This is a genomic window from Brachyspira sp. G79 (assembly GCF_002379365.1).
Classification (GTDB): Bacteria; Spirochaetota; Brachyspiria; order Brachyspirales; family Brachyspiraceae; genus Brachyspira.
The window spans coordinates 327,240-339,620 of record NZ_JQIU01000007.1 but is presented as its reverse complement, the minus strand read 5'-3'; the positions used below and the strand labels follow the sequence as shown (position 1 = coordinate 339,620).

General features: G+C 28.5%; 10 protein-coding genes. 7 read left to right on the top strand and 3 right to left on the bottom strand.

The features are described from left to right. Positions 1-682 (bottom strand): DUF4083 family protein (locus KQ44_RS01665; protein ID WP_143277842.1); only part of this gene is annotated, 682 nt, incomplete at its 3' end. A 550-nt stretch (positions 683-1,232) separates the two neighbouring features. Beyond that, a complete protein-coding gene (locus tag KQ44_RS01660; protein WP_096735956.1) occupies positions 1,233-2,093 on the bottom strand; it encodes an AAA family ATPase in 861 nt (286 codons plus the stop codon). Between the two features lie 154 nt (positions 2,094-2,247). Here KQ44_RS01660 and KQ44_RS01655 point away from each other — a divergent pair, with 154 nt between their 5' ends. The 6 genes from KQ44_RS01655 (at position 2,248) to KQ44_RS01630 (ending at position 9,369) form a co-directional block, all read left to right on the top strand. After that, a complete protein-coding gene (locus KQ44_RS01655) occupies positions 2,248-3,297 on the top strand; it encodes a DUF4163 domain-containing protein (protein ID WP_096735955.1) in 1,050 nt (349 codons plus the stop codon). A gap of 908 nt (positions 3,298-4,205) precedes the next feature. Continuing rightward, the gene (locus tag KQ44_RS01650) at positions 4,206-5,627 is read left to right on the top strand and encodes a hypothetical protein (protein WP_096735954.1); all 1,422 of its coding nucleotides are present in this window, start codon (positions 4,206-4,208) and stop codon (positions 5,625-5,627) included. A gap of 24 nt (positions 5,628-5,651) precedes the next feature. After that, positions 5,652-7,064, top strand: coding sequence for a hypothetical protein (locus KQ44_RS01645; RefSeq protein WP_096735953.1), 1,413 nt, complete (start codon positions 5,652-5,654; stop codon positions 7,062-7,064). 24 nt (positions 7,065-7,088) lie between these two features. Beyond that, positions 7,089-7,574, top strand: a complete 486-nt coding sequence (locus tag KQ44_RS01640; RefSeq protein ID WP_096735952.1) for a hypothetical protein — start codon at positions 7,089-7,091, stop codon at positions 7,572-7,574. Between the two features lie 215 nt (positions 7,575-7,789). Further along, positions 7,790-8,482: a thiamine phosphate synthase gene (gene thiE / locus KQ44_RS01635; RefSeq protein WP_205676537.1), complete on the top strand. Its 693-nt coding sequence runs from the start codon at positions 7,790-7,792 to the stop codon at positions 8,480-8,482. Then, the gene (locus tag KQ44_RS01630; RefSeq protein WP_096735950.1) at positions 8,446-9,369 is read left to right on the top strand and encodes a thermonuclease; all 924 of its coding nucleotides are present in this window, start codon (positions 8,446-8,448) and stop codon (positions 9,367-9,369) included. The genes thiE and KQ44_RS01630 overlap by 37 nt, the downstream gene beginning before the upstream one ends. Before the next feature lie 392 nt (positions 9,370-9,761). On the opposite strand, the gene KQ44_RS01625 is transcribed toward KQ44_RS01630, so the two are convergent. Beyond that, a complete protein-coding gene (locus KQ44_RS01625) occupies positions 9,762-11,375 on the bottom strand; it encodes a peptide ABC transporter substrate-binding protein (protein WP_096735949.1) in 1,614 nt (537 codons plus the stop codon). A gap of 160 nt (positions 11,376-11,535) precedes the next feature. Here KQ44_RS01625 and KQ44_RS01620 point away from each other — a divergent pair, with 160 nt between their 5' ends. Continuing rightward, entirely contained in the window at positions 11,536-12,225 is a 690-nt protein-coding gene (locus KQ44_RS01620) for an ankyrin repeat domain-containing protein (RefSeq protein WP_096735948.1), read from the top strand. Positions 12,226-12,381 lie beyond the last annotated feature (156 nt).

Genomic DNA, 12,381 nt, shown 5'->3' with positions numbered 1-12,381 from the left:
CAGTATTTATTTCATCTGTAAGTATATATAAAGATATCAATATTTTTTCAACTAATACCATATCATCATAATCTTCTTCTATATTTGTTATATTTCTGCTTAATCTCTTATGAAGTTCTTCAAGTATAGTAATAATTTTTTTATAATCCTGTGTCATAAAATAACATATTGCAGCTGTTTTTAATTCTTCTATCTCAAAGTCGCTTTTATTATTGATAACCCTATTAAAATATTCACATGCTAATTTATAAGCTCCCTCTTTTCCAAGTATATAAGCCGCCTTTAGAGAATAATAACTATTGCTTGGCTCTAATTGTGCTATTTTCAAAATGCATTTGATACTTTCTTCTTTATTCTCTAATTTTTCATATAATACCTCTAACTTTTTATATATGTTTGTCTCTTCGCCGTCAAAATATTTTAAATCCATTAATTTCTGATACTTTTCTAAAGCATTTTCTGTAAAATTATACTGCTCTTCTAAAACTGCAAGTTCATATATAGAATTATAATCTTTAGGATTGGCATAAATTTTCTTTTGAAGTTCGTCCATTTTCTTTTTGATATTTTTAGGTTTATAATAACTGTTAGTTTTAGATATACTTCTCACAAATAAAATAATTCCTATTACTATTAATATAGATACAGGAACCATCAATATATACATATACAAATTAAACATAATTTTTTTCTTCCTGAAATCATAATAAATCATAATTGTATTGATAACTATTTTAAGATTGAAAATAAATTAATACAATATGATTATTATAAAAAAAACAAAAATTATACAAAATTAATTCTTTAAAAACATTTCAAACTGTGTTTTTGTATACATTGTAATTTTATTGTTATGTTTAGCAGTTTTGTAACTTCTACAGGCAGTATTAATATCTCATTTTTGCCTCTGCTTCATTAATCATCATGAAAAAGTCTATAAATATAAACTCGCCTCAGTATCTTTCAATCTATTAAGAGACATTAATGCTCTATCTTTTCCATTTTTGCCTGTAGGATATACATAAATAATTACAATTTTTAAAAAATTAATTTTTTAAATTTAGATATTTGCGGTCAATAATGCTGTGTGCTGCGTAGCAGTGCAGTTCTTTTATTACTCCTGTTTACAAGCAGCTAAATGGGGGAGTGAGGATGGAGTGCAGCGGGATTCGACAAAAGTTGAATAAAGAAAAATTGACAAACTTAAAAATTTTTATTATATAAATAAAATATTATCTGCTGCTTGCATTATTCTCATCATCTATATTAAGACTGAGTATTCTAAGTCCTTCAGTTCCAAGTACAGATTTTAAAGCTATCAAAAATGCTGTATCTCGGTTTGAGGCAATATTGCTTTTATATAGTTTCATAGCATATCTAGCCATATTAATGCCGTCTCTTACAGAGAAAGAAGCATTATGTATATGAGACTTTTGAAGAAATCCTACAGTGATTTTTAATATTTCATCATCAGCAAAAGGAAGATTCATTCTTAGTATATCATACTCTTCTTTAACATCAGGGAAAGGAAGTTCTATAGTAGGCTGAAGACGTGAATGTATATATTCTGGAAGTTCAAATGTACTAGCATCATCATTCATAGTAACTATTATTCTAAAATCAGGGTGAGCTTTTATTTTTATACCAGCTATTACACTTTCTACATATCTTCTGTCATCAAGAAGCGGAGCAAGAGAAGCCCAAGTTTTTTCGCTCATTCTGTTTCCTTCGTCTAGTATGGCAACTCCTCCTTTAATCATAGCTGTTACTAAACTTGATGCATGATAATTAATTTTATTATTTTCAGATATTACAGGTATTACTATTAGGTCTTCTGGTCTTGTGTCAACAGTACATTGAAATATATAAACATCTCTTTTTAGAAGCTCTTTAGCGGCATAGTATGAAAGTGTAGTTTTTCCAGCACCAGGTTTTCCCACTATTCTAGGATTGAGCGGTATATCGTCTTCTGATATTACATGCCAAGCAGCCATTATCTGTCTTACCAAATCACTCTGACCTGTCCATTTTATATTTAAATTATCTGGGTGCGATAGTATTAGCTCTACATTTTCTATTCTTTCTTTATCCATTTTAGCCTCTTTTTTAGAAGAAATTTATATTTTTTAATGATATTATTAATCTTATAAAAAGTCAATTATTTATAATAATTTTAATAACTTTATTGATTATTTGTCTATTATTTATATATTTAAAGTTATAGTAAAAAAATAGAAGGGATTTTTTATGTTAAAAAGGTTTGTATATATTTTCTTATTAATAATAATTATAGTTTCATGCAATAAAAATGAATCTTCATCTAACAATAATACTGATAATAAAAACGGCTCTTCTATAGAAGAATCAAAGTTCTATATGCTTATCGGGAATATATCGGGAGAAAAGGCTTCTATGTATTTGTATGTTAATAGTAATAAAAACAGCATAAGCGGATATTATTATACAAAAAATAAAAAAGCATTAATTACTGGAAGTATTAATAATAGTAAATTAAACATGCAGGAAATAGATGAAAATAATAATATGCATGCCAATATAAATGGTGTATTAAGCGATGATATAGTTTTTAGTGCAGAAATAAAATATGATGAAAGCAATGAAGTTAAGGATATGGAGTTTTCTCTTAATAGAAATATCCCTGTATATTATGCAGATATAGTAGATTATTATAAAAATGACAGTATCAGCAATTCCATATTTTCGTATCATAGAACTTCATTTTCATTTATTAAAAATAATGAAGATGAAACATCAAATATTGATAATTCTATAATGTACATAGAAGAAGAATGTGATAATTATTACAATGAATGGAAATCTTTATTGTACTCAGGTTCAAGCAATATAACTTATGAAATAGATAATACTGTTAATGTAGGCTATATAGACAGCAGAGTAATAGCACTTGATAATTATTCTTCTATGTATACAGGCGGAGCTCATGGAAATACAGCAAATATTCAGGAAGTGTTTTCTTTGGAGAATTCTAACCTTATTACTATAAGAGATTTAATAAGCGATTTTAATAATCCTAATTTAATATCATTAATGAGAGAAAAAATATTAAAAACAGGAAGCACTAAAGAAGATTACTTTGATTTTAATGCTATAACATTAGAAAGTTCAACATTCAGAATACTTCCTAATTCAATTAATTTTGTATGGCAGGCTTATGATATAGCTCCGTATTCTACTGGAATAACAGAGATAAGTTTTAGTTTTGATGAGTTAAAGCCTTTTGTAAAAGAAGAATCACCGCTTTATTATTTGTTTTGAAAATAATAGAGTTGTTTTACAAAATTATGTATTAAATTTTTGTAATTTATCAATTATAAAAATAATGTTTCATATTTTGTATAATTTATTATTTCACTACATATAAATACACAGTCTATCGTGTATGCTATGTGCCTTACTTAGAGCATGCAAAACTTAACTATGATTAAAAAATATTAAATTAAAAACTTGTAAATATTAATAAATTTATTGTTTGAAACAAATCTAATATAAAAAATAATTATAAATAATATCATATGTTTTTTACATTATCTGTGTAAAAATACAAAATTGCAACATATATACTGGAACAATTTTATTTTGTCAGCTGATGCACATTATACAGAATTATCAACCTTTTTGCCGCATACTCTACAATGCGGATAGGCGTCATAAAAGACTGTGGCACGACTATGAAGCCCCGCAAATATCAAAAAATTAATTTTTTGACAAAGTTATATTTGTTTAGGTATATGCTAATATAATATTGTTATGTTTTGGCATAATCATATATTTTTTATTTGCTGCTTAAATATATAAATTTACAAAATTAGATAATATTATAATTAGTTTGTAAATCAATCTCTAAATTTTTAAATTGTACATACAATACAGGTTGTAATTTAATTTTTTTTTAAAAAAATTTAAATTTTTTTGGTAAAAATTTATTTTTTACGTATTTAATTATAGATAAAACTTTTTTCAATAATAAAAATACTGAATAAATCATATTTATTTAGTATTTTTATTATTTTTTAGTTATACGTATTAGGTATTTACTAATTAAATATTTTATTAATTATTTATTAAAAATTATAATTTATTATTAAAATTTTACACGTTATGTAATGGTATATTAAATATTTGTAAAAAATATTGATATAAAAAAAGATTTAGGAGATAACTTTATGAAGAAAGTTAGCAAAAAAATAAAGTTCCTAGCCGTAGTACTAGGTTCTTTGATAATTTCATCATCAGCATTTGCAGTTGATCTTACTATAGACAATTCTGCAGTAAAAAGAGCAACAGCAGGTCAGTTCGATACAGACTCTGACAGAGTAAATGCAAAAGACATATTCGACCTAGAAAGATCTTTCTTTTCAGCAGGCTATTTAGGAAGTACTGGAATTATCAATGGAGGAAATGTTATTGATCCTTCAGGTAATCAAGTTGGAGGAAATGGAACAACAACAGCTGCTGCATTAGATAATGGTGTTCAAGGTGCTTTTGGTGTTGCTTTGCCAGGAGGCATGTATTTAGGTTTTGCAGCAGCATATAATCTAAAAGACAAAGCTGACTATACAACAGACAAAGACGGCAACATTTCTACTCCAAATAATAAGTGGACCGTAAATTCTACAGGTAACTTTATATTGGCTTTCAGAATAAATGAGATGGTAGCTCTCCACTATAATTTAAAAATTGGAAGTTCAGATTATCCTACTGTATCATACAGTATAAATCATACAGTTGATAAAACTTTACAAAATGATTACAAGACATATACGCATAATGCATATTGGAATCATGAAATAGCAGCAGCAGTAAAACTCGGCGAACATAAATTAACTGTACCTATAAGCATTGATATATATGCTAATAATACTAAACAAAAAGGAAAAGTAGCTAACACAGATGTAGATTATGCTAATTATACTGGGGTAGATTATGTAGCATTAAACCTTAATCCAGAGTTTTTCTTAAGTCTTCCTATGGGACCTATGACTGGTATTAATATGGGAGTTAATTTTGGTGTAGGACTTAATAACAATGTAGGTCAAAATGGTAAAAATGGAACAACTGAATATAAAACTACTCAAAAAGCTTTGCGTATGAATGTTGGCGTTTGGGCTAGTTTCCCTATGGAATGGAGCTTGGGTAATGATCAAGTATCATTGGCTATGGAGCCTCAAATCAATTTAAATTTTGGTGTAAATAACTATGGAAAAGTAGAAGAATTTTTAAATGGAAATAAACAAACAACTTTAACAGGTAATTATGCTTATCCAAATGGAAATGATTATTTTGTTTTTTCTCCTTCTATAGAACTTCCTATAGGTACATTATGGAGACCTGTTGAATGGTATGAATTAAGATTCGGTACAGCTTTGATATTGGGTGCTAATGTTAGTTCAACTCAAAGTAAAGATGCTAATGGAGATAATGCTAATAAAACTACAGGATATGATACATATTCAGGTATAGCTGGATTCTTCGGTATGGGCTTTATAGTAGGAGAAGACTTCAATATTGATTTATTTGCCGAAGTAGGTACTTTAAGTTTCATAAATATGAACTTCGGCGGTCAATTAACTTACAGATTTAATTAATAAAATAATGTTTGGAGATAACTTATGTTAAAAGTTTTTAATAAAATAAAATTTATACTATTAGGTTCTTTAGTTATTTCAGCTTATGTATTTGCTCAAGGCACTGATACTTGGGCACTAGACAATTCAGCAGTAAAAAGAGCAACAGCAGGTCAGTTTTCTACAGATTCTGATAAAGTAAAATCAAAAGATATATTTGACTTACAAAGAGCATTCTTTTCTGCTGGATATTTAGGTGGTACTTCTTTTTCTGCTAACGGAGGCGGTACAACAGATATAACTTCTACAGCTTTCAACAGCGGAGTACAAGGTGCTTTTGGTGTTCCTTTTGCTAATGGTATGTATTTGGGTTTTGCTGCTAGATATAAATTCAATGACAGTGCTGATATAACAAAAGATAAAAATGGCAATGTATCAGATGCAACACCTAATAATTTATGGACTATCAATTCTCAAGTGGCTTTAAGAGCTGCTTTAAGAATAAGCGAAACTATAGCTGTACATTATTATTTTGGAATGGAGCCTAATACTGGGACAGGAAGTATTTACAGCTTAAATAAAGTTATAGATAAAGATACAAAAACAGACTATTCTATGATAGCAAATAATGGAGTTTGGACTCATGAAATAGCTACTTCTATAAAGTTTGGCGAACATAAATTGACTATACCTGTAGGAATAATTTTCCATGCTGACAACACAAAACAAAAAGGGGCAATTGGAGATAATAAAGGTAATATTGTAATTTATGGAAATAATGACTATATATCTTTATACTTAAATCCAGAGTTTAATTTGGGTATTACAGCAGGTCCTATGACTGGTATTACCGTAGGTGCTAATTTAGAGTTTGGTGTTAATAACAATTTCGGTGAAAATGGAAGTTATACTGCAAACAATACAGAAACTAAATATGAAGGAAAACAAGGTAAAGACCGTTTTGACGGTGATATATATGCTAGTTTCCCATTAGAATGGAGCTTGGCTAATGATCAAGTAAAATTAGCTATGGAGCCTAAACTTTCTTTAGGTTTGGTAGTAACTAATACTGGAAATGATTATCAAAAAATTGGATCTGCTCAAACTACTGGAAGAGCAGGATATGTAAGTGATGTAAGATTTGTTCCTTATGCTGAACTTCCTATAGGTACTACTTGGCAGCCAGTTGAATGGTGGCAGTTAAGAGCTGGTACTGCTTTGATGATACAGGCAGAAGATTCTTGGATAACTCAAGTACCTGCAAAAACAGACGGTTCATTAGATGAAAGCCTAAAAACTGTTAATACTCAATTAACTACTAAAGCTGGTATAGCTGGTTTCTTTGGTATGGGCTTCATTGTAGGCGAAGATTTTAATATTGACTTATTTGCTGAAGTAAATACTTTAAGTGTTAATAATCTTAATTTTGGCGGTCAATTAACTTACAGATTTAATTAATACGGAAAAAATAGGAGATAAAAAATGAATAAAAAATTATTATTAATTTTATCTATATTAATGAGTTTATCATTACTCACTATGAGCTGTGCTAAAAGTGTAGCTGCACCAGATATAATAGAAGGAACAGCTGGACTTGAAGAGTTAACTGATGCTCAGTTACGAACAACTTTACAAAAAATACCAACTATTACAGATAGCACAAGCGGTGTAACATTTAATTTTTCACAAGGTTCAGGATACCCATCTTCTGGATATTATAGTTTCAACGTTACTTCTAGCGGAGCCTTTGCAAATGCTAATCAAGCTAATATATTAAATGAATTAAAAAGAGTTTTAAATGAATATCAAGGAGATGTAATATTTACTCCTGCACAAAATTGGGATAGTACTGGATCTTATAGTTCAGCCATTTTAACCGTTAATGTAACGTCTTCAAGTTATAATGTCCCTTCAAATTTTAAAACTGTAAAAATTGACTTATATTTAATGGGGGGTAGTTGGCAGTAAGTAAATTATTAATAGTTAGACAACAGCTTTACAATACGTAGATTTTTATATAAAAATATCCCGTTTAAGTCCCTCGGTTTATTTTCCCGATAGACCGAGGGCATTTTTTATGCATTTAATTCTTATTGAAAAAATACATACATTATAATAAAATATTTACATGCCAATTAATAAAATCAATACCTAAATATCGGAGACAATTAATGATTAGTTTTATGAAAGATTTTAAGACAATAAAAAATAAAAAAGACAAAAGAGAGTTTCTAAAACAAAAATATTTTAATAGTTCTATATACTGTGTTACCGCCGAAGATTTTTCCAACGGACGAAGCAATATAGAAGTAGTTAAATCAATGCTTGAAGCTGGAATAAAAATTATTCAGTACAGAGAAAAGGATAATCCTAATAAATATATGCGTGAAAAATATAATGAATGTTTAGAGATTAGAGAGCTTACAAATAAATACGAGGCATTATTTTTGATAGATGATTATGCTGATTTGGCTTTAGCAGTTGAGGCTGATGGGGTGCATATAGGACAGAAAGACATGCCTATTGAGGCTGTAAGAAAAGTTGTAGGAGATGATCTTATCATAGGGCTTTCTACTACAAATGAAAATGAGGCTTTAAGTGCTATTAATACTTCTTGCGACTATATAGGAATAGGTCCTATATTTTCTACGCAGACAAAGCCTGATGCTAATGCTGCTACTGGTATTGATTATCTTGATTATGTGGTAAAAAATCTTGATATTCCTTTTGTATGCATTGGGGGGATAAAATTAAACAACATGGATATTCTTATAGAACATAAGGCTATGAGTTTATGTATGCTCACTGAAATAGTATCTTCTGAGGATATAAAGGCTAAATGCGAACTTTTAATAAAAAAAATGAAAAGATTATAATAATAGTTTTTATTTGTTCTTTTATTGTAATATTTTATTTTTTTATACAATTTCTAAACTTTAAAGAAACAAGGGATCTATTCATCGAAAGCAAATCTCTAATAAGCATGATAGAAAACAATAAAACTTCTATTATCTACGACTATATAAAAAATCGTGATAAAGTGTATGTTTATAATGCTCTCACTAATCAGGATAAAAAATATATAAGCAGACATTTTCCTAGTATAAAGTATATTGGTTTTTTAAGGCTTTTTATTTACTCATTAGTTTTTAAAGATAATATTATGCTTTATACTTCTGATGACAGCATTATCAATAAATTAAAAGTTCTCAATATAAAATACTGCAGGGTTGTATTAAATATAGATAATATAAATAGTGAAGAATATTTAACTCTCAAAGACAGTAATAATGCAAAGATATTTTTATCTATAACAAATAAAGATTTTAGTAAGATAGACACTAATAATATTAACACAAAATATTTAATTTCTTTAGATAAAGATTTGATAAAAGTATCAGACGGCGACACTATAAAATACAAAAATAATTATTACAGATTTATAGGAGTTGACGCCCCAGAGATAAAGCAGAACTATGGAACTAATGTAAAAAATTATGTTATAGAAAAAATTAATAATGCTTCAAATGTCAGCATGCTTGTATCTTCTTATGATATTTTTGGACGTATATTATGTCATTTATTTATAGATGATGTACCTTTAGCATATTATATGATGAAAGATAAGCAGGCAAAAGAAACTATAACAAAGTACGGAGATAACGGCTTTATAAATATAGCAAGCAACATCGTTTATTTATCAAAATTTCAAGGAAGGCGTCCTTTTACAGACCCTGCCAGATTTAGAGCTGAAAACAGGTAATATATTAAACAAAGTTTTTCAATTTAAAACGCACTTGGGTGGGCAGCCAGAGTAACAGTTAAAGCTAAAATATAAAAATCATCGATAAATAACAAATAGTATCAAAAAATTTAAAGGGTAGGGAGTGAAAATAAATTTAAAAACTTTACTTTAACTCCAACCATTTTAGATGTAAAAGCTTTATTTTTTATATAACTTTAATCAAATATATAAGCAAACTCTTTAAAAAGTACCCCAACAAAAGACTAATTTAAATTTGCACACTTTTAGCATGCAGGAAGAACGAATTTTTTTATAGATATTGATTAATAAATTTTGTGTAAATAAAGCCCTATCTTTTTTAAGGCAGGGCTTGTTTTTATAATTTAGTTTATTATTTTAATTTTATCTTATTACTCTAAATAGGCATAATGAAATTGATATTCCATTAAAGGAGTTAGTACATAATCTTTTAATCTTTTACTCACCAATATAGGATTTGAAGGATTGTATATAGGTATAAGAATATTGTCTTCAGCTATAAGTAGTTTTTCAGCTTCATGCATAGCATTCATTCTTACAGATTGGTCAGCACTACTTCTTGCAGTTTCAATATAGCTGTCAAACATAGCATTGCTGTATCCAGTAGTATTTTGAGTTCTGTAGCTTAAATAATTTTCTAAAAATGTCATAGGGTCGCTGTAATCACCAATCCATAAAGTTCTTATAAGCTGATAATTTTTATCGCTTCTCATCTGTTGGTATGCTGCCCATTCCATAGATGATATTTGTAAATCTACTCCCAAAGCAGATTTCCACATTTGCTGAATAGCCTCTGCAACATTTATATATACCAAATCGGAAGTAGTTTTATATTCAAGTACTGGGAAACCTTCTCCGTTAGTATATCCTGCTTGAGCCATTAACTCTCTAGCCATTTCTACATTATTAGAATATGCTTCTTTTGATAGGTCTATGTATTCGCCTCCATTTTGTCTGAAATCGCCTTCTACATCATAAGCACCTACAGGTACCCAAGCACTTGTAGGACTTTTAGCTGTAGGAACAACATTTTCTACTATATAATTTCTGTCTATTGCCAAAGATAATGCTTTTCTTATTCTTGTATCTTTTAATACTTCATTAGTGGCATTAATACCAAATGCCGCTGTAGAAAAATAAGGAGCTATATTTACTATACCTTCTTCTTTTAATTTTTCTAAATCCTGTTCAACAATATACACAGAAAAATCTAAAGATCCTTCTTTTATTCCAGCAAGTGCCAAAGTAGCATCTTTCATCATAACAAAAGTAATTTTTTCTGGTACTATATTATTTTGATTCCAATAGTTAGTGTTTTTTATCATAACAATTTTTTCATCAGGGTTTCTTTCTGTCATAATAAAAGCACCATTTCCAATATAGCTTTCAGGGCTTAATGACCATTGATCTCCATACTCTTCTATAATATCTTTTCTTACAGGGGCAAATATAGGGTAAGTTAAAATATCAAGAAAATATCCAGTAGGGTTTTCTAATGTTATTTCTAAAGTATAATCATCAATAGCCTTAACTCCTAGTTCTTCTACAGGAAGTTCGCTTGAAAGTACTTTAACTGCATTTTTTATATATTCTATAAAAGAAGTATATTCAGCACCGCTTGAAGGATTAGCAGCCCTTTGTAATGCATATACAAAATCATCAGCAATTACATTCTTTTTGCCGTCAGACCATTTTGCATTAGTTCTCAAATGAAAAGTATATGTAAGTCCGTCTTTTGATATATCCCAGCTTTCGCATGCACCTGCCTGAAGATTTCCTTCTTTGTCTTTTGTTATTAATGTTTCAAATGCATGTCTTGGGTATACAAAGTCATTTCCTGATAGGGTAGGGTCTATTGTTTTAGGCTCTTCTCCTGCATTTATAAATAGTTCTTTACTGTTTCTTTCTTTAGCTGAATTACCACCGCATGAGACACTAAATATTGTTACTATACTTAATAGAACTAATAAAATATTTCTAATCATAGTAATATCCTTAATAAAAATTTATTAGTTATCATAATACTATAATAGTTAATATAATGCAATTATTTTTTACAATTATTTATTATTATTAATATGATTTTTTACCTAAATTATCTGCTTTAAGTTTTAAAATAAAAAACAAATTTAAGGAAAAAATCATATGAAAAAAATAATCCCTTTCTTATTTATTTTGGTATTATCAATTCCTCTTTATTCACAAACTTCAAGATTTACAAGACTCAGTCCAGAAGAGCTTACAAATCTTGCAAATCCAAGAAGGCTTTCTCATAGAATATTTTATACAAAACCATCTCAAGGCCCTAATGCTAAGTGGTTTGATGCTGTAAAAGAGGGAGATCTTGATGAGATAAAAAGAATGGTAGAAGCAGGTCAGAATATAGAAGTTCAGGATACTTATAGTTTGAAGCAGACTGCTTTAGGCTGGGCTGCTTTTATAGGATATTTAGATGTTGTTGAGTATTTAGTATCTAAAGGTGCTAATTTATATGCAGGAGATACTGCTGATGTTACAAGTGCTTTTAAATCTGCTATACTTGGAGGAAATATTGAAGTAATAGAGTATCTATATCCTTTATACAATGGAAAATTAAATCTTAATGAGCAGGATAAAAGAGACGGAGAAACAATGCTTATGGTTGCGGCAGGAAACAGCAGGGAGGATGCAGTTAAATTTTTGCTTGATAAAAAAGTTGATGTAAATATAGTAAGTAAACAATTAAATAAATCAGCTTATACTTATGCATGCGAATCAGGAAATCAGAATATAATTAAGATGATAGAGGCAGCAGGTGGAATTAATGTACGTACTGGAAAGGCTTCATGTAGATAAGTTAGATAAGTCATATAAAATTAATGATTAATAAAAAATGGGACTTTTATAAAATACAAAAGCCCCATTTTTTTATATAATAACAATTAAAAAAGTTTTATCTATTATAGTTGATTCAAAACTAAATTTATTAATATTTACAGTTTTTTAATTATA

Bases quoted from the DNA above. Each gene is read 5' to 3' on its own strand.
- KQ44_RS01630 (WP_096735950.1), top strand. From the start codon at position 8,446: ATGCGAACTTTTAATAAAAAAAATGAAAAGATTATAATAATAGTTTTT.
- thiE (WP_205676537.1), top strand. From the start codon at position 7,790: ATGAAAGATTTTAAGACAATAAAAAATAAAAAAGACAAAAGAGAGTTT.
- KQ44_RS01640 (WP_096735952.1), top strand. From the start codon at position 7,089: ATGAATAAAAAATTATTATTAATTTTATCTATATTAATGAGTTTATCA.
- KQ44_RS01625 (WP_096735949.1), bottom strand. From the start codon at position 11,375: ATGATTAGAAATATTTTATTAGTTCTATTAAGTATAGTAACAATATTT.
- KQ44_RS01650 (WP_096735954.1), top strand. From the start codon at position 4,206: ATGAAGAAAGTTAGCAAAAAAATAAAGTTCCTAGCCGTAGTACTAGGT.
- KQ44_RS01620 (WP_096735948.1), top strand. From the start codon at position 11,536: ATGAAAAAAATAATCCCTTTCTTATTTATTTTGGTATTATCAATTCCT.
- KQ44_RS01645 (WP_096735953.1), top strand. From the start codon at position 5,652: ATGTTAAAAGTTTTTAATAAAATAAAATTTATACTATTAGGTTCTTTA.
- KQ44_RS01655 (WP_096735955.1), top strand. From the start codon at position 2,248: ATGTTAAAAAGGTTTGTATATATTTTCTTATTAATAATAATTATAGTT.
- KQ44_RS01660 (WP_096735956.1), bottom strand. From the start codon at position 2,093: ATGGATAAAGAAAGAATAGAAAATGTAGAGCTAATACTATCGCACCCA.